This is a genomic window from Anaerococcus porci (assembly GCF_034090325.1).
In the GTDB taxonomy this organism is placed as follows: domain Bacteria; phylum Bacillota; class Clostridia; order Tissierellales; family Peptoniphilaceae; genus Anaerococcus; species Anaerococcus porci.
In genome coordinates, this window is record NZ_JAXDSU010000054.1 from 15928 (window position 1) to 35195 (window position 19268).

Annotated in this window: 19 protein-coding genes and 2 other annotated features; of the genes, 4 read left to right on the forward strand and 15 right to left on the reverse strand. The window is 29.9% G+C overall.

Annotated features, from left to right (window positions below; all coding sequences use genetic code 11):
- Window positions 1–15: 15 nt before the first annotated feature.
- Window positions 16–549: a ribosome hibernation-promoting factor, HPF/YfiA family gene (gene hpf / locus SOR60_RS05175; RefSeq protein WP_154541585.1), complete on the reverse strand. Its 534-nt coding sequence runs from the start codon at window positions 547–549 to the stop codon at window positions 16–18.
- A 113-nt stretch (window positions 550–662) separates the two neighbouring features.
- Between hpf and SOR60_RS05180 the strand changes: the two genes are divergently transcribed.
- From SOR60_RS05180 to SOR60_RS05195, 4 genes are read left to right on the forward strand one after another with little or no spacing between them, the layout of a single operon-like run.
- A complete protein-coding gene (locus SOR60_RS05180) occupies window positions 663–2570 on the forward strand; it encodes an alpha/beta hydrolase family protein (protein ID WP_320595408.1) in 1908 nt (635 codons plus the stop codon).
- Entirely contained in the window at window positions 2567–3460 is an 894-nt protein-coding gene (locus SOR60_RS05185) for a YihY/virulence factor BrkB family protein (protein WP_320595409.1), read from the forward strand. Before SOR60_RS05180 ends, SOR60_RS05185 begins: the two co-directional genes overlap by 4 nt.
- Window positions 3457–4149, forward strand: coding sequence for a radical SAM protein (locus tag SOR60_RS05190; protein WP_320595410.1), 693 nt, complete (start codon window positions 3457–3459; stop codon window positions 4147–4149). Before SOR60_RS05185 ends, SOR60_RS05190 begins: the two co-directional genes overlap by 4 nt.
- Window positions 4149–4685 carry a 5-formyltetrahydrofolate cyclo-ligase gene (locus SOR60_RS05195; RefSeq protein WP_154541591.1) on the forward strand — a complete coding sequence of 179 codons (537 nt, stop codon included), beginning with the start codon at window positions 4149–4151 and terminating at the stop codon, window positions 4683–4685. Before SOR60_RS05190 ends, SOR60_RS05195 begins: the two co-directional genes overlap by 1 nt.
- 58 nt (window positions 4686–4743) lie before the next feature.
- On the opposite strand, the gene serS is transcribed toward SOR60_RS05195, so the two are convergent.
- The 14 genes from serS to SOR60_RS05265 form a co-directional block, all read right to left on the reverse strand.
- A complete protein-coding gene (serS, locus tag SOR60_RS05200) occupies window positions 4744–6030 on the reverse strand; it encodes a serine--tRNA ligase (RefSeq protein ID WP_176269660.1) in 1287 nt (428 codons plus the stop codon).
- Window positions 6031–6097: 67 nt separating this feature from the next.
- Window positions 6098–6261: a binding site (T-box leader), on the reverse strand.
- Window positions 6262–6296: 35 nt separating this feature from the next.
- Window positions 6297–6959 (reverse strand): NAD(P)H-hydrate epimerase, encoded by a 663-nt coding sequence (locus tag SOR60_RS05205; RefSeq protein WP_154541595.1) that lies wholly within the window; start codon window positions 6957–6959, stop codon window positions 6297–6299.
- A gap of 8 nt (window positions 6960–6967) precedes the next feature.
- Window positions 6968–7927: an ATP-binding protein gene (locus tag SOR60_RS05210; RefSeq protein ID WP_320595411.1), complete on the reverse strand. Its 960-nt coding sequence runs from the start codon at window positions 7925–7927 to the stop codon at window positions 6968–6970.
- Window positions 7927–8634 carry a DnaD domain-containing protein gene (locus SOR60_RS05215; protein WP_320595418.1) on the reverse strand — a complete coding sequence of 236 codons (708 nt, stop codon included), beginning with the start codon at window positions 8632–8634 and terminating at the stop codon, window positions 7927–7929. Before SOR60_RS05215 ends, SOR60_RS05210 begins: the two co-directional genes overlap by 1 nt.
- A gap of 37 nt (window positions 8635–8671) precedes the next feature.
- Window positions 8672–9235 carry a GNAT family N-acetyltransferase gene (locus tag SOR60_RS05220; protein ID WP_154541599.1) on the reverse strand — a complete coding sequence of 188 codons (564 nt, stop codon included), beginning with the start codon at window positions 9233–9235 and terminating at the stop codon, window positions 8672–8674.
- Between the two features lies 1 nt (window position 9236).
- Complete coding sequence (dnaB, locus tag SOR60_RS05225) at window positions 9237–10562, reverse strand: replicative DNA helicase (RefSeq protein WP_154541601.1); 1326 nt, start codon at window positions 10560–10562, stop codon at window positions 9237–9239.
- Window positions 10562–11005 (reverse strand): 50S ribosomal protein L9, encoded by a 444-nt coding sequence (gene rplI / locus SOR60_RS05230; protein ID WP_154541603.1) that lies wholly within the window; start codon window positions 11003–11005, stop codon window positions 10562–10564. Before rplI ends, dnaB begins: the two co-directional genes overlap by 1 nt.
- Window positions 10986–12992, reverse strand: a complete 2007-nt coding sequence (locus SOR60_RS05235) for a DHH family phosphoesterase (protein ID WP_154541605.1) — start codon at window positions 12990–12992, stop codon at window positions 10986–10988. The genes rplI and SOR60_RS05235 overlap by 20 nt, the downstream gene beginning before the upstream one ends.
- Window positions 12982–13869, reverse strand: coding sequence for a DUF2232 domain-containing protein (locus tag SOR60_RS05240; protein ID WP_154541607.1), 888 nt, complete (start codon window positions 13867–13869; stop codon window positions 12982–12984). The genes SOR60_RS05235 and SOR60_RS05240 overlap by 11 nt, the downstream gene beginning before the upstream one ends.
- A gap of 110 nt (window positions 13870–13979) precedes the next feature.
- Window positions 13980–15677: a catalase gene (locus SOR60_RS05245; RefSeq protein WP_320595412.1), complete on the reverse strand. Its 1698-nt coding sequence runs from the start codon at window positions 15675–15677 to the stop codon at window positions 13980–13982.
- 138 nt (window positions 15678–15815) lie between these two features.
- Window positions 15816–15998 (reverse strand): hypothetical protein, encoded by a 183-nt coding sequence (locus SOR60_RS05250; RefSeq protein WP_320595413.1) that lies wholly within the window; start codon window positions 15996–15998, stop codon window positions 15816–15818.
- Window positions 15999–16031: 33 nt separating this feature from the next.
- Window positions 16032–16562 carry an ABC transporter ATP-binding protein gene (locus SOR60_RS05255; RefSeq protein WP_320595414.1) on the reverse strand — a complete coding sequence of 177 codons (531 nt, stop codon included), beginning with the start codon at window positions 16560–16562 and terminating at the stop codon, window positions 16032–16034.
- A complete protein-coding gene (locus SOR60_RS05260; protein WP_320595415.1) occupies window positions 16563–17528 on the reverse strand; it encodes an ABC transporter permease in 966 nt (321 codons plus the stop codon). It abuts the gene before it with no gap.
- Window positions 17529–17569: 41 nt separating this feature from the next.
- Window positions 17570–18685, reverse strand: a complete 1116-nt coding sequence (locus SOR60_RS05265) for an ABC transporter substrate-binding protein (protein ID WP_320595416.1) — start codon at window positions 18683–18685, stop codon at window positions 17570–17572.
- A gap of 47 nt (window positions 18686–18732) precedes the next feature.
- Window positions 18733–18966, reverse strand: a binding site (T-box leader).
- Window positions 18967–19268: the final 302 nt, after the last annotated feature.

Sequence of the window (19268 nt, forward strand, 5' to 3'; positions counted from 1 at the left end):
CTAGCCTCATAATCCTTATTCAGGGATAATTAGTCCATAATCTCCATCTCTTCTTTTATAAACTAGTCTTTGTTTCATTTCTATATCATCTAGATATAAGAAAAAATCATGGTTTAAAAGCTCCATTTGTAGAACAGCTTCCTCATCACTCATAGGTCTTAGGATAAGCTCCTTAGTTCTTACAATTTTCGGACTATCATCTTCTTCTAATTCTGCATCATCATCAAACAAGTCAAACTTAATAGATTCTCCATTTTTACGATTTCTTTCAAGTTTTGTCTTATGTTTTCTAATTTGTCTAACTAAGGCATCAATTACCCTATCGATTCCTGTAGAAAAATCTCCATTTTCTTCTTCAGCACGAAGTATTGTGCCTCCATTTAGAAAAATTGTAGCCTCAACTTTCTTAAGATTACCCTCAGTTGAGAATTTTAGGTCCATTTCCTCTTCACCATTGAAGTACTTATCCAACCTATTAAATTTCTCTTGAGCCTCTCGTTTTAAGCTATCATAAACATTAATATTTTTTCCCTTAATATTTAATTTCATATGGCTACCTCCATCATTTTGTTATTAAATATATACCCTTTTTATATTTTTATAAACCTTAGAGTTTTTTCTTACTAGAAAATAATGTATAATATATATAAATAGGAGGACATATGGAAAAGACTAAAATTAAAGATATTCTAGATTATAAATTTTACTCGAATCTAGAGATATCCTACGATAATAAATATTTGGCCTTTAAATCTAGCAAGGCAAATTTAAAAGAAAATAAATATGATTCTTTCCTTAACCTTTATGATATAGAAAAAAAGGCTTCATATAAGGTAAGTGATAATAATAATATAAACCTATTTTTCTTTGATAGAGAAAATATATTAATTTTTAAAGAAAAATCAGATGATAAATATGATTATTTTTATAAAAAAGATATGACTTTAAATGTTTCACAACCTTGTTTTAAAATAAATAAAAATGTTTCCTTTATAAAAGTTCTAAAAGATGGAAGATTTCTAATTAAAGCAAGTGATAAGTTAAGTAAAGAAGAAAGAGAGGAAGAAAAAGAAAATTCTTTTTATAAAGAAATTACAAAAGTTCCTTTCTATTATAATGGTCTAGGATATGATAATGATAAAATAGAATCTCTATACTTTTATGATAAGGATAAAGATGAACTAAAAGAAATAAGAAAATTTGATAATAGTAAGCTTCAAAGCTTTGCTATAAATGATAATTTAGATAAGATCGCTGTAACTGTACTAAAAAGCTATAATGGGGTAGGAAATCTCAAAGAAGACTTAATCCTTATAGATTTTAAAAAAAATATAGAAAAAATTATCATAAGAGATAAATTTTCATATTATGATATTTTCTTTGATGATGATAGAATAGTTTTTGTTGGATCTGATCATAAAAAGGGTGGAATAAATGAAGACTGTTTTATATATGAAACCAATTTTCAAGGAAATTATATAAAAATAAGTCCTGATGATTTTGATAAATCTTTTGGTAATTCCATAGGTACTGATGCAAGATTTGGCTCAGGTCGTAGCTTTTACTTAAAAAATTCTACTCTTTATTTTCTGGTCACAGAAAAAGAAGAATCTAAGCTTTACTCATTTGATAAGGAAAAAAATCTAAAATTATTAAAAGATGGCTGTGTGGAAGACTTTGTTGTTGGAGATAATAAAATTTATTATTTTGCAATGGATGATAAAAGACTAAGTCACTTAAAAGATTTAAATAATGATGAAATCCTTATTGATAATAAGGTAAAGTCTGCTATAGGAAAGATTGAAGAATTTTACTTTGAATCAAATGGTGATAAGATAAGAGGATTTGTCCTTCTTCCTACTGATTTTGATAAGAATAAGATTTATCCTACCCTTCTTTCAATACATGGAGGACCAAAAACTGAGTTTTCAAATATTTTTCACCACGAACACCAAGTTTTTTCGAATGATGGCTATATAGTAATCTATACTAACCCACATGGTTCAAGTGGAAATGGGGTAGCATATTCTGATATAAGAGGAAAATACGGCAGTATCGATTATGAGGATTTAATGAAATTTACTAATGAAGCTATAAAAAGATATCCCCAAATAGACATAAATAACTTGGGCGTATATGGTGGATCCTATGGTGGTTTTATGACAAATTGGATAGTATCGCATACAGACCGCTTTAAAGCAGCAAATTCACAAAGATCTATTTCAAATTGGACTTCCTTCTATGGAGTATCTGATATAGGCTATTATTTTGCACCTGACCAAACTGGAGCAAATCCTTGGGATAATCTTAATAAGATGTGGGAACAATCACCAATAAAACACGCTAAAAATGTAAAAACACCAACCATGTTTATCCATTCAGATGAAGATTATAGATGTCCTTTAGAACAAGGTCTTCAAATGTATACAAGAATTAAAGAAAATGGCGTAGATAGTAAAATGTATATTTTTCATGGAGAAAACCATGAGCTTTCAAGATCTGGTAAACCTAAGGCAAGAATAAAAAGACTTGAAGCTATCAAAGAATGGTTTGATACTTATTTAAAATGAGAGATATATTTAAAGATTTTTCTAAGGACAAGGTCAAACACTTTGTCCTTACCTTAATTGAAAGAGTAAGAGAACATGATTTAATGACCCTTGCCTCATCACTTTCTTACTACTTTTTATCAGCATCTATACCAATGCTTTTAGTTTTATTAAATATTCTTACAAAATACATGAAGGGTAATGAAGATGTAATCCTTGAATTTATTGCTCTTATGCCAGAATCTATCAGAGCAATTATAACTATGATAGTTGATTCAATTCTTAACTCATCATCAATTACAACTATTTCAACTATCACCCTACTTTTCGCCTTATGGTCAGCTTCAAAAGGTGTTTCTAAAATCCTTATAGCTATAAATGTTGCTTATGGGCTTGAGGATGATCACTCTATGATAAAAAATAAGATATTTGGATTTTTTTATACTTTTATCCTTATCTTTATAGTATTTTTCTTATTTTTATTAAAAATATATGCCGATAGTCTCCTAAGACTTGTTGAAAATATACTAAGACTTATTAATTCAGATTTTTCATTGAGCGAATTTTCAGTATTAATAAATTTATTTTCTGCAATTATACCACCTCTTACTTTAATTCTTGCTCTTACATTTTTATACAAATCAGCACCGTTCAATGATTCCATAAAAATCGGCTTTAAAGATGCCCTTGTAGGTAGCGTTTCAGCAACTATCATGGTATCTGTAGCAAGTTTTGCTTATTCTTTCTTTTTACAGAATATGAGCAATATGTCAGTAATCTATGGAACGCTTGCAGGAATAATTGCTCTTTTAGCTTGGATGCTTTTGTTTTCACTAACTCTTATTTTGGGGGCTGAAATAATAGCAACTTATATGAAAGTTAGTAATAGTAAAAAGAGGTTAAAACAGTGAAAAGATATTCAACAATAAATGAAAAATATAAAAGGGAAATAGTCCTACTAAAAGCTAAACCCTGCAAGTGGGGCCAATGCAGATTTTGTGACTATATAAATGATAATGAAATAGATGATAAAATAATAGATGAAATAAATGAAAAAGCCTTATCTAAAGTTACTGGACTTTATTCGGCTGTTGAAGTAATAAACTCTGCTTCATTTTTTGAACTTACGGAAAATACATTAGAAATGATAAAAGATCTTGTAAAAAAGAAAAATATTCACACCTTATTTTTTGAAGTTCATTGGATTTATAGAAGTAGGGTTAATGAGATAAGAGAATATTTTAAAGAACAAAAAATAATTTTAAAAACTGGTGTTGAAAGCTTTGATAATGAATTTAGAGAAAAATACCTAAATAAAGGAGTAAATTTTAAGACCTATAAGGATATTTTAAAATATTTTGATTCTCCATGCATTATGGTAGGTATTGAAGGTCAGACAAAAGATATGATAGATAGGGATATGGATATTATCTTAAATAAATTTCCTCATGCTACTGTAAATATCTTTAATAATAATTCAACTGATGTAAAAAGAGATGACGATTTGGTAGAATGGTTTGTTTATAAATACCATAAAATTTTAAAGAACAATCCAAAAATAGATTATCTATATAATATTACGGATTTTGGAGTAGGTTGATGAAAAGAGAAATGAGAAGATATTTTAAAGCTTTAAGAGATAGGATAAGTGAATACGAAAGAGAAACTTGGAATGAAGAGATAAGAAAAAAACTTTTTAATCTTGATAAATTTAGAAATGCATCAGAAATTTTCACCTATCTTTCTAAAAATGATGAAGTCGATACAAGAAAAATCATAGAAAAATCTTGGAAAATGGGAAAAAAAGTTTATATACCAAAAATCACAGAAGATAGAAAAATGATTCCTGTCTTACTAGAATCGTTTAATGATTTAACTTATGGATTATATGATATAGAAACTTCAAAAAACAGGAAAACAAGTAATAAAATCGAAATCTCACTTGTACCTGGTCTTTCCTTTGATAAAAATAGGCATAGGATTGGATATGGTGGTGGATTTTATGATAAATTCATAAAGGATAATGAGTCTTTTTATATAGGGTTATTTTATGATATAAGCGAGTCATTTAACCTTAATCTTGATCCACTTGACGAAAAACTTGATATGATTATAAGTGATAAAAAAATAATTTAAGAAAAGGCTATTGCAAAGATTAATTAATCCTTGCAATAGCATTTTTATTAATCATTAATTATTTTTTAGGTACAATTTTTTCCTTACCGCCCATATACATTTGAAGTGGCTCTGGTATTCTTACAGATCCATCTTCTTGTAAAAGATTTTCTAAAAATGCTATAAGCATCCTTGGAGGTGCTACTACTGTATTATTTAAGGTATGGGCAAAGTAATTTCCATTTTCCCCTCTTAGCCTTATTTTAAGCCTCCTAGCTTGGGCATCACCAAGATTTGAACATGAACCTACTTCAAAGTATTTACCTTGTCTTGGACTCCATGCTTCAACATCACATGATTTTACCTTTAAGTCTGCCAAATCTCCTGAGCAACATTCCAATGTTCTTACTGGAATATCAAGACTTCTGAAAAATTCCACTGTATTTTTCCATAATTCATCATAGTATTTCTTAGATTCTTCTGGTTTACAGATAATTACCATTTCTTGCTTTTCAAATTGATGAATTCTATAAACACCCCTTTCTTCTATCCCATGAGCTCCTACTTCTTTTCTAAAACATGGTGAATATGAAGTAAGTTTTAGTGGCATATCTTCTTCATCTGTAATTGTATTTATGAATTTACCAATCATAGAGTGCTCACTTGTACCTATTAGATACAAATCCTCCCCTTCTATTTTATACATCATATCTTCCATTTCTGCAAAACTCATTACGCCTGTCACAACATCAGATCTTATCATATAAGGTGGAATATGGTATTCATATCCCTTATCAATCATAAAGTCTCTTGCATATGAAAGAATCGCTGAGTGAAGTCTAGCTATATCTCCTTTAAGATAATAAAATCCTGCTCCTGATGTATCTCTTGCTGAATCTAGGTCAATACCATTAAATGTATCCATGATGTCAACATGATAAGGAATTTCAAAATCTGGTGTATAATTTTCTCCAAATCTTTCTATTTCTACATTTTCCGAATCATCTTTTCCTATTGGAACTGAATCATCAATGATTTGGGGAATAACTTGCATTTTTTCTTTTAACTCGTCTTGAAATTTTCTGGTATCTTCTTCAATTTGAACAAGTCTATCGTTTATTTCTCCAACTTCTTCCTTAACTTTCTCAGCTTCGTCTTTTTTCCCTTGACCCATAAGAACACCTATTTCTTTTGATGTCTTATTTCTTTTAGCCCTAAGGTTGTCACCTTCGGTTTTTACATCTCTAAGTTTCTCATCAAGTGCTATAACTTCATCAACTAATGGTAATTTCTCATCTTGAAATTTCTTTTTAATATTTTCTTTAACAACTTCAGGATTTTCTCTTACAAATTTAATATCTAACATATTTCCTCCAAATTCTCTTAATAAATAATTTTCAAAGTTAATTTTTATAATAAAAAAATCTCCTCCCAAAAGGGACGAGATTATCGCGGTACCACCCAATTTAATGAAAATTATTCATTCACTCTAACTATAAGCTCAAAGACGGATTCACTAACTTTCACCAAAGATTTTCACCAAACATCTTCTCTCTAAAGGCTATTTCTAGTTACTACTTCTTATCATTGCTTTATTCAATTATTATTAGTATACTTTTTCTTTTATTTTTTTCAAATATTAATAAATTTATCTATTGCTTTTTGGGCAATTCCAATATCTTCTACAACTATCTTATCTCTAAAATAAGTATCATAATAAAGACCCTTTTTCATAAGTTGCATTGATACTATAAAATCAGAATCTACATATGTTCCAAAGTCCATTTCTCCATCACAATCATAACCTGATGGAATATCAATTGATATAGTAAAAATATTGCTTAGATTTATTATCTCTATCACATAAGAATAAATTCCAGAAACTGTCCTATTAAGGCCTGTTCCAAATATTGCATCAATTATTGTATTTATCTTCTCTAAATTATTTTTAAAAAATTCTATGTCGTCTATAGTCCTTATCTCAAAAATTTTGTCAGTCATTTTTTTACAAGACTCAAAGTTTATTAGAAAATCAGTACTTGCTTTTTTTATATCTCCAACTATATAAATTTCTACTTTTTTGCCTATAGAGAGTAGGTTACGTGCTAAAGCCATACCATCTGCCCCGTTATTTCCAACACTTGCAACAATTCCAAAAGAATTTCTTATATCAAGATTTATATTATTCAAAACAGCAAGACTTGCTCTTTCTACAAGACAAATAGATGGAATTTTAAGCTCATTTATAGCATATGCATCAATATTTTTCATAGTTTCTCTATCTACAATTATCATAATATCTCCTAAAATAAAAGTCTTAAATCGTCTCCATATATCTCTATAACATGAGATGAACCCATGATTCTTGAAAAAATTCTCTCTCCATATATTTCTCTTAATTCATCTTCTGAATAATTTGATGAAAATATAATGGATTTTTTATTTATAATCCTATCATTTACAATATCAAAAAGATTAGACTCATTGGAATTTCTATCATTTTCACTACCCAAATCGTCAATAATTAAAAGATCTGACTTAAATATAAGGTCATACTCCTCTTGTAAAAATTCCTTTCTTTCAGAAAAAGCATAAAGATAATCATTCATAAAGGAAAAAATTTTAGTTGCTGTCATATAAACTACTGAAAAATTCCTATCTAAGAGCTCTTTTGCGATAGAATTTATTAAAAATGTCTTTCCTCTTCCTACATCTCCAAAGATATAAAGGTTTGTGCTTGACTTGTCAAAGCTATTTATATAGGCTTTTGCATCCTTTCCAACCCTTATAATATTTTCATAAGGACTTATAGGATAATCCTTGTATAGATTTTTAGAATAAAGATTTGGGTTAAAAGTTCTAAAGTTTTCTCTTTGAAGTAAATTTTTGATATTTGATTGGGAATATCTTTCTTCAATTATAAGTTGTTTTCTACATCTACATATATCATTTCCAATAAAGCCTGTATCTTTACAAATGTTGCAATGATAGTGAATTTTAAGGTAGTCTTTAGGGTAGAAGTTTTCTAAAAGTATTGTTTGTTTTTCTTCTTCAAGTTCCTTTAGTCTTTTTTTAAGTTCCTCTACATCAAAACCATCATAGGCCATAGATGCCGCCTTAAATCCAAATGCTTTAATGGTATTATCTATAGTTTTTACTCTAGGGAATTTCTCATAGATTTCTTCTTTTCTTTTTTGAAGATCTTCTTTATCCTTTATCCTTCTATTTTCTAGTATTCTTGAAATATTGTCCTTAATATCCATTACCTATCATCTCCTTCAAGAATTCTTCTAAATCTCTCCTCCCTTGCTTTTTGAGAGAAAGACTTATTGGCTGAATTTTTATTTTTTGAAGTGAAGATTTTTTTCCTAATATTTTTCTTAGACTGTTTTTGCCTTAAAAGCTTTTCTCTTTCTTCTTTAATTTTTAAATCATTAAGGCTAAATATAGATTGATCTCTCCAAGTTTTTAAAAAACCCATTACATATTTAACATCAACATTATTTATCTCTTTTGCCTGCCTAAAAGCCTCTGTTACAAGTTCTGGATATTGCTTGTATTCATCTAGAGTTTCTTGAATTCTTCTAATATCTTGAGGGGTTAGCTTTCTTTGTATAATTCTTTCCACAGAGTCAAACATAACCGACTTTCTTTTTGATATATCAAGCATAGAAGATGAATCTTCATTTTTACTTTCTCCAAAATAAAGCTGTCTTAGAGAAATGATTTCATAAAAATACTCACCATTTCCCTTATCCTTTTTTCTAAAAACTCCCATATTAACCCAATAATTCAGGCATTTTTCAAGTTTTTCATCATCAAAAAGAAGCTGTTTTTTTATCTTTTCTAAATCAACACTTCCCTCATTTTTCAAGTCCTTATAAACAAGCAAGAAAAGTTTTAGGCTATCACCATCAGCCATTGGAACATAGGTATTTAGAAACATATTTTCAAATGAAGTTTCACCCATGTCAAGGCTTAAATTTTGAATTTTAAATTCCAATTTTCTATCTCTCACCTTTTCTAATTCTCATCTGGCTTATCTTTGAATAAACCTTGTTATATCTTTTTACAAAAAACTCACCATCTATTTCAACATCCTGGTTTTCAAAGACTTCAAAACTTGTACCTATCTTTTTGAAACCAAGCTTTTCATATAATTTTTTTGCCCTTACATTAAAATCGTTGACCTCAAGATAAAGCTCATAAAATTTCATATCATTAAAATAGTAATCTAGTAGTATAGTCATAGCTTTAAATCCATACCCTTTTGATGTAAAAGCTGGATCAAAGACTATACCAAGGACTGATTTTTTTATGATTTTATTTATATCCTTAAGCCCTATAAAGGCTATAAATCTATCATCTTTAATTCTTCTGACTGCAAAGTACTTTTTCCTAAATCCCTTTACATTCCTATACCAGATTTCACTGTCAATTTCTGTAAAATTTCCATAATTATATCCCCTAAGCCTTTCATCTTCGAAAAGTTTCCAATATCTTAAATCAAAAGCATCATCTATATCAATTTCTTTTAGGTAAATTTCTTCATCTTTTCCAATTATTTCCATATTACTCTTCTTTTAAGCTAAGGTCTGTAAAGGTTGTACATTTCTTATGGAAGAATAGTTCCATAATACCTGTTGGACCATTTCTATGTTTGGCAAGTATTACTTTTGCAACATTCGGATTATCTTCCTCGTCATAGTAATCTTCCCTATATAAAAGCATTACAACATCGGCATCTTGCTCTATTGCCCCTGATTCACGAAGATCTGATAAGATTGGCTTATGGTCACTTCTTTTATCAGCCTCACGGGATAACTGTGCAAGAGAAAGAATTGGGCAATTTATTTCTTTTGATAAAGACTTAAGCCCCCTAGAAATATTTGCAATCTCTTGTTGTCTATTGTCAAACCTTCCCTCCCCTGTCATAAGCTGTAAATAATCTATGACTACAAGATCAAGGCCTGATTCAGCCTTTAGCCTTTTACACTTACTCCTTAATTCCGATAAAGTAATTCCCGCAGTTTCATCAACATAAAGATCTTTTTCTTTTATACTTGTTATAGCTTCAACTATGGCAATCCACTCATCTGCTTCAAGTTGACCATTTATTATATTTTCAAGCTCAATCATAGAAACCATTGAGATAAGCCTTTGATTAAGCTGATATGTAGACATCTCAAGCGAAAAAAACGCTACTGATTTTCCAACTTTTGCTGCATTCCAAGCCATAGTAAGTCCTAAGGCGGTTTTTCCCATAGCTGGCCTTGCTGCAAGAAGAATTAATTGAGAGTTTTGAAGACCTGAAAGTTTATCATCAACTGTTGAAAGACCTGTTGTAACCCCTGTTATCTTTCCATCATTTAAACTTAAAAGCTCAAGTTGTCTTATGGTATCATCCATGGTATCGGAGACTCTAATGAGACCCTTATCAAGATTATTCTGGCTTATTTCAAATATCCTTGACTCAGCTTTCTCTATTACATCTTTAGCTTCTTTTTTCTCACTATAGGATTCTCCTACTATCTCTTCACATGTTGTAATAAGAGCCCTAAGTAAGGCCTTTTCTTTGACATTTTCAGCATATTGGTCAATATTTGGAGTATAAAATGAGGAGAGTGTTATCTCTGCAATGAACTCCTCTCCCCCTACTTCTTCCAAAATGTTTTCTGATTTTAATTTTGATATAAGACTTACTTCATCTATTTTTATGTCCTTTTGATACATAGAAATCAAAGTCTTATAAATTCTTTGACATCTTGAATCATAAAACTCATATGGCTTTATTAATTCTATAGCCTGGTCTATGGTTTCATTTTTTGTTAATATACATCCAATTATAGCCATTTCTGAACGAATGTCACTAGGCATTTGCCTAAGACTTTCTTCCATTATTCTGCCTCAACTATAACTTTTAAACTTGCACTTATTTGTTGGTATAACTTGATATCTACTGTATATTCTCCCAAAGAATCAATCTTATCAGTCTTATCTATTTTCTTTTTGTCAACTTCAATATTCTTTTTATTTAAAGCTTCCATTATATCCTTGCTGGTAATAGAACCGAATAATTTTCCTTCTTCTCCAGCTCTAACCTTAATAGTGATTTCAGTATTTTCAATTTTTTCTTTATTTTCCTTAGCCTTAGCTATATTTTCATCTTCTTGCTTTTTAATCTCTGCTTGATGTTCTCTAAGCTTAGCTAAATTTTCCTTATTAGCTTCGATTCCAAGATTGTTTGGAAGGATATAGTTTCTAAAGTATCCTTGCTTTACATTTACAACTTCACCCTTTTTCCCAATTTTCTTAACATCTTCAGTTAAAATTATCTTCATCTTCTGTCATCTCCTCTTCTAAGTATTCATTAATTGCTTTCCTAAGCATAAGCTCTGCTTCATCTATATCCATATCTAGTTGGGTTGCGGCTGCTGTTAAATGACCACCTCCACCGATTCTTTCAAGAATAAGTTGGACAGATATATCACCTAGACTTCTACCAGATATGTGAATTCTATCATTTGATCTTGTTAAAACAAAACTTGCCTTAACTCCTTTTATATTTAACAAATCATCTGCTGCCTGGCTTGCTATTAAGGTTGAGCCATCCATTTCTCTATTAAAATGTCCTATAGCTATGAAGTCATTTACAACAGAGGAGTCAGCTATAACCTCAGACTTATATTTTACTATTTCAAAGTCATCTTTAAACATTCTTTTTATAATAATTGAATCTGCCCCCCATCTTTTTAAGATTGATGCAGCTTCAAACGTCCTTACACCTGTTTGATAAACAAAATTTTTAGTATCTACGGTTATACCTGCAAGAAGGGCCTCTGCAACCGGAACTCTTGCCTTAAAGGATTCATCAAAGTAATTTAAAATCTCTGTTACAAGCTCACTTGCACTTGATGCATAAGGCTCTATATACGAAATCGTTGCATTTCTTATATAATTATTCCCTCTCCTATGATGATCTATTACTACAATTTGGTCAGTCCTATCAAGAAGTGATGGAGCTTCAGTTGAATTTTTCCTGTGATTATCTGTAACAATTACAAGGGATGCTTGATCCATTAATTCAAGTGCCCTAACTTCTGTTATTACATTCTCCCTAAATCCGTCTAAACTATCAACTGTCCTATTATATATATTTTCTATGGGTTTATTAACTTCATTAAGTAAGAAATAACAATCTTTTCCAGTACTTTTTACTATTTCATAAACTCCAAGAGCTGAGCCAAAGGAGTCCATATCCGGATTGTTATGACCCATAACAAAAACCTTTGAAGAAGACTCAATAAGTCTTTTTAGAGCTTGAGATATCACCCTTGATCTAACTTTTGAAGTTTTCTCAGTTGCTTTTGATTTTCCTCCAAAATATTCATAATTATCTCCCTCTTTAATAACAACTTGGTCTCCGCCACGAGATAGGGCAATGTCTATTGATATTCTTGAATCTTCATATACATCTAATGGTTTTTTCCCAGCAAGGCCTACCCCTATTGATAAAGTAGGTTGAATAGTATTTCCCCTATCCACTTCTCTTACAAGGTCAAGTATCTTAAACTTTGACTCATAGATTTTTTTATAATCATCAAAGTGTAGCATTACTATATATCTATCATTTTCATACTTTCTAACCATAGCCCCATACTCTTCAAAGTAGTTCATTATAATCCTATCAATCTCACCTGTAAGAGAGGATCTATCACTTGCCTTAGTAGATTGCCTTAAATCATCATAATTGTCTATATACATGGACAATACAACAAGTCTTCTATCTTTAAATATCTTTTTTATATTTTCATCACTTGTATTATCTATCCCATAGACAAAGGTAAGATCTTTATCAAACTTATCCCTTTTTATGGTTGAATAATAAAATTCATAAGTTTTATCATATATTTTTACAGTAATAGGCTTTGATGATTCTCTATCAAAATCTACCTCGCTAAAATCGCTTATAAAATTATTTACACTTTTGCCTATTAAATGTTTGGCTTCAAATATATCTTTAAAATTTGAATTATGCCATTTTATCATTTTACCATCTTCAAGTATAACAATTGGAAAGGGCATTTGAAATACAACATTTTTTGTTATTTCATCAAAGGAATAATCCATCTCATCTATATATTCTTGAAAAAAATCTCTCTTATCCTCATCTAGTTTTTTTATATAAAAATATAAGACTATAGAAAGTATCAATCCAATAGTTGCAAATATTTTTTCATAAAAAAATAATACTATAGATACTAAAATAGGTAAGATAAGTAAAAATATATAATTTTCTTTAGTAAAAAACTTAAGTTTATCTTTCATATTGCCTCACTTTTTCTCTTATATTAAATACTACATCAATTGCTCCAATTACAGCAAAAACATCTGATAAAATTGCAAATACAAAGAATATCAAAACCCAATTTATAAATCTAGTAAGCTTTGATTTTTTTGCTGAAAAATAATCTAATAACAATAGACCATTTATCTGTAACAGACTCATTGTAACTGATAAAGCATTTAATTTAATAATTTCAAAGTCTAAACCTAGAAAATATGCAAAGGTAGAAATTAGTAAAAATATTATAAATAATATAATAATATCCTTAATTTCCAACCTAAATCTATTTATACTTATTAAATCCCTAATCTTATCATCCCTGTAATTAAGGTAATTTCTTATAAGTTTTAGACAAATAAAATTATAAATAAGATTTAATATTACACACATTGCAGGAATTGTTCTAAGAGCGTTTACTATAAATATTTCATCAAGTTCAACTCCCTCACTTTCAAAAGCTTTTGACAACTCGCCTACGATTATTTTAAAGTCTATGTAACCTTTACTATAAATATACCCAAGTAAAGTCAATATAAATATTGATGTAAGTGACGTCAATATAAAAAGGCTAGTTTTATCTTCTATATCTCTTCTTATTAAAAAAATAATAAGTAATGAAAAGATAAGACTTGGAGATAAAACTATAAGTGTAAGGCTTAAATCCAGAATAGATGAAAATAAACCTGTTAAAAACAAGTATATAAAAGTTTCTTTCTTATCATACATTCCTAATTTTATAGTCATAAGTATGGGAATACTTAAAGAAAAAACCAGTAAATATTGTGATAAAAATAAAACAATCGAACTTATTATAGCAAATAATAAGGCATCATTTTTCTTATTTGATTTTTCTATCATAAAAATCCTTTCTTAATTTTTTATAGGACGTTTATTAAATAGATTATACAATTTTTCACAAAAAAAGCTAACCTTTTTAAGGCTAGCTTTCTTAAAAATTTATTATATCATTATAATAGATATGGATCATCTTCTGGATCTATAAACTTTGTAGGATCATAATCTGTTTTTATCTCTTTCCAATCTTTTTCACTTAAGTTCCTAGATGGTTTATTTAATTCTGGATGAGCATTGTTTGCCTTAAAGTTTCCCTCTTCACTATCTCTTTTTGGAAGATTTAAGTCTACATCATTTATATCAATTTCTAAAGCTTTTGCAAGTCTTTTTCCATAGTCTTCATCAGCTTGATAGCATAAATCAATCCACCTATGTTTAATTTGATATGTTGAATCCCCCATAGCCCTTGCAGTATTTTCACATAATACTTGCTTTTGATCTTCAGTCATAGAATTGTATAAAAGACCTGGTTGAGTGAAGTAATCTGAGTCATCTTCTCTAAAGTCCCATCTTCCCATATCACCAGTAACTTTAAATGTTGGTTCATCATTTCTTTTGCTTGTTGTCCAGTTGCCATAAGAATTTGGTGCATAGTGGTTTTCACTTCCAATATTCCCATCAACTCTCATTTGGCCATCCCTATGGAACGGATGATAGTCACCTTTTTTCATTCCCTTAGGCATATTTACTGGAATTTGGTGGTGATTTACGCCAAGTCTATATCTTTGGGCATCTCCATACATAAAAAGCCTTGCTTGAAGAACCTTATCTGGTGAATAAGATACTCCAGGAATTTGATTTGCTGGGTTAAAGGCAGCTTGTTCTACATCCTGAAAGTAATTATCAGGATTTTTATTTAACTCAAATATACCAACTTCTCTTAGTGGGTAATCTTTTTTAGGCCACATTTTTGTAAGATCAAATGGATTCCGATCAAGTTCGTAAGCTTCTTGTTCATCCATAGTTTGGATGTACATCTTCCATCTTGGATACATACCCTTCTCTATTGACTCATATAGGTCTTTTTGGGATGATTCTCTGTCTTTCCCATTTACAATCTCCGCTTCTTGGTCAGTAAAGTTTTGTATACCTTGTTGACTTCTAAAGTGAAATTTCACCCATGTTCTCTTATTGTCTTGGCTAATAAGAGAATATGTATGAGATGAGAATCCATGCATATACCTAAATGATGAAGGTATCCCCCTGTCTGACATAGTTATAGTTACTTGAAGAAGTGATTCTGGTAAAGATGACCAAAAGTCCCAGTTTGTATTAGGAGATCTCATATTCGTTCTTGGGTCTCTTTTTACAGCATGATTTAAATCAATAAACTTATGTGGATCTCTAAAGAAAAATACTGGTGTATTATTGCCTACCAAATCCCAATTTCCTTCTTCTGTATAAAATTTAAGGGCAAAACCTCTTATATCTCTTTCTGCGTCAGCTGCCCCTCTTTCACCTGCAACTGTCGAAAATCTTGCAAACATTTCACATTCTTTTCCTACTTCTTGAAAGATTTTTGCCTTAGTTAAATCTGATATATCATGGGTTACTTTAAATGTACCAAAAGCTCCGGATCCTTTTGCATGCATCCTTCTTTCTGGTATAACCTCTCTATTAAAATTAGCATGTTTTTCCATAAGCCATGCATCTTGTATTCCTAAAGGCCCCCTGGCTCCTGCTGTCATTGCAGTTTCATTATTTGTAACAGGTATACCTTGAGCCATTGAAATCTGTGGGTTTTTACCCCTATTCTCATTTCTTGATGGTAGACTATCGCCTAAACCATTTTTATCCATCGGATTTTTCATATTACCTCCCTTTTAATGATTTTAAGCTAATGAACTTTCTAAATAAGGATACCCTCATAGAAGCATTTTCAAACATTTAATAAAATAAAAAGAAAAAAAATTGCAAATTTACCTTCTTTCTTACATAAATTTAACATTTTAATAATCTAATATTTTTAATATTGTATTTCTATAATCAACGAATTCATCACTTAGCCTATCTCTTGGATAAGATAAATTAATATCAACTATATTTTTTATCCTACCAGGTCTTGGTTTCATTACTATTATTTTAGAAGACATATAAACTGCCTCTTCAACATCATGGGTAACCATAATCATAATATTTTTCTCTCCAGTCCATAGATTTAATATTTAATCTTGCATGTCCATCCTAGTAAAGGCATCAAGACTTGCAAGAGGTTCATCTAATAGAAATATTTCTGGCTTATTTACCATAGTTCTTATTAAAGAAACTCTTTGGGCCATTCCACCTGATAACTGCTTTGGGTAGGAATTTTTGAAATCTTTTAAGTCTACCCTTTCAAGCAAATCATAAATATTTTCATCACTTATATAACTTTCACCTTTAAGAGTTCCTGAAAAACCTACATTTTCTTTAACAGTAAGCCAAGGAAAAAGAGTTGGTTTTTGAAATACCATGCCCTTTCTTGAAGAAGGACCTTGGACTTTTTTTCCATCCAAAAGAATTTCTCCCACACTTGGTTTTATAAGTCCTGATATAAGCCTTAGCAAGGTTGACTTACCACATCCTGACGGCCCAACTATTGAAATGAATTCATTGTTTTTTATAGATAGGTTTATATCCTTTAAGGCATGGGTCTTTTCATTCAAATCCATTCTATCAAAAGTTTTTGATACATTTTTTAATTCAAGCTTTGTCATTTAAAACTCCTTTTGCCATATAAGGACCCTATTTGATATTTTCTTTAATAGGAGATTCACTACAATAAAAGTTAAGGCTAATAAAATTATAGCACCATACATAGCTGAATAGTCAGCCCATGATGACTTCCATGTTATATACCAACCAAGTCCTGACTCAACACCAAGCATTTCTGCAACTATTAAAGATGTACAAGCTGAACTCATTGCTGAAATAAGACCTTGAAATATATTTGGAGTAGCTGATGGAATAGCAATTTTTCTTACTAATTCATTTTCATTTGCACCAAGAGTTCTTGCAACTTCATAATAAGATTTATCTACATTTTTTATACCAGTCATAGTTGCAAGAGTTGTTTGAAACCAAACTCCTAAAGATATTATAAATACTGCTCCAGCAAATAAACTTGTTGCAAGAACCATAACTATAGGAATCCATGTTGTTGTAGGTATTGGTCCAAGAAGTTTTAAAAATGGATCTACCCAATAATCAATTCTTCTAGAATATCCTGCAAAAATACCGGTAATTATACCAAGTACTGCCCCTATAAAGTATCCTGTAAATAATAACTTAAGACTTGCTAGTAAGGACTCTAATAAAAATCCCTTGTCTGCAATCATTGAGTTAAAAATCATATCAATCCATGCAAAATATGGAAGGGGCAAGATTTGAGTTTTTAAGGTTAATATGTCATAAATTATTAAAATAATAAAGAAAAATGAATATATGGCTGCCATATAGGATAATTTATCTTTAAGTTTCTCATTTTTTAAGGATATAAGAAAAAATATCCCATATAAAGCTAATAAAGCTACTAGAAAATAAAGATAAACTGGACTTGCTATGGCTTTAGGGGCATGATTTTTCATAAATAAATATTCCAATATAGCAAAAATACCAAATATAATCGGCATAAATCTTTTTATTGAATTATTCGATAAATTATTCTTTTTTATATTAGTCATAAAATCCCTTTCTAAATTAGAAAGGTCCCGGAGGACCTTCCTTAATTTTTCTTATAAAAGCTACCCATTGGTAACCAATATTGTTTCATTAAATCATCTACACTTCTTTCGTCTTCTATAAGTCCAATTTCCTTATAGTCTGTGAATACTGATTTAAGTGTTTCTTCTGCTATATCATTTTTAACTGAGTAGTTATATGATTTTACAAGCTCAAGACCTGCATCAAAGTCACCGCTTGCAAGGTTATTATCATATAGCTTTTGGGTTGCTTCTTCTGGATTATTATGCATATAATCATTTGCTTGTTGAATAGCTGTAGCTACATTATCAGCTATAAGTGGATTTTCCTTTGCAAAAGTACCATTAAAGACAAGTACACAGCAAACTTCTCTTCCGAAATCTTCATCATGAGTCATTGATCTAATTGTCCTAATCTTACCCTCATCTACAAATTGCTTAGCAAATTGGTCATCTAGAACTGCTGAATCAATTTCTCCACTTTCCATAGCTTGAATTACAGCAGAATTATCAACTTGCTTGTAAGTAACCTTATCAGGATCTACATTATCGTGGTTAAAAAATCTTAAAGCTGTATTATGGTTTGAGTTTCCTATACCATTTGTTATAGCTAGATTTTTACCTTCAAGCTCCTTTGTTTCTTGAATTTTGCTATCACTAAGTACGTAAAGTGATTTACATCCAGTATGGGATGCTGATGAAAATACTATGTCAAGACCTTTTGTTGTTGGAACTACCATACCTGCGAACTCTCCAACAAGTCCATCTATTTTACCAGTTCCTAAGGCATCTTTTGCTTGCTTTGTATTTACAAATTCTACATTTATATCCTTTTGTTTAAAGTATCCATTAAGATTTGCGATGTTTGGTGCACCCAAGCAAAGATCTCCTGAGTAACCAAGCTTTATAGTATCATTATATCTTGGTTCTTCAGAAATATCTTTTTTTGCATTCTCATTTGCAATTTTTTGGGCGTCTACCACTTCTTTATTAGCTTCATTAATTTCCTTTGTTGCAGTTGAGCTAATATTACTGTCAACATTTGACTTATGATTGTCACTATTTAATTGACTTTTGCACCCTGAAAAAATTAATGTTGATACTAATGCTAATCCTACAATTTTTGAGTTATACTTCATAAATCCTCCTTTTTATTTTATATAAAAACAACAAAAAAGCCCATCCCAAAAAGGACGAGCTACCGTGATTCCACCTTAATTATGATAAATTCTAAAAGAATTTAAAATCTCTCAGAGTCTTAAAAAACTCTTATCTCGATAACGGGAGATTCCGTTGCAGCCTCAAAACTTCGGTGCAAGACTTAAAGATGCATTTCACTTTCTTTCATCTTGGTTTATCTCAGCTAAAAAACCTCTCTGTAAAGAATTCAAAAAGCTACTCTTCTTTTCATTGTCTTTTACTATATGAGCAATTATACAACACCTAGTAAATTAGTCAAGATTAAATTTAAATTTTTTTATAAAATTAATTCAATCTTTTTAAAAATTGTAAATTTAAATACAGTAAAATAGCAAGTTTTTTCAAAAACAAAAAGAAAAATCTCCTAATTTATAAATCAATACTCTTATGGTATATTGATATAAAGAAAGTGTACAAGGAAGTGTAATTTTGAATAAAGATAAAAATAAGATAAGCTTTACCATTATTTCTGATACCCATATTTTATCTAGAGAATTAATGGCAGATAATAAAGAATTTAAT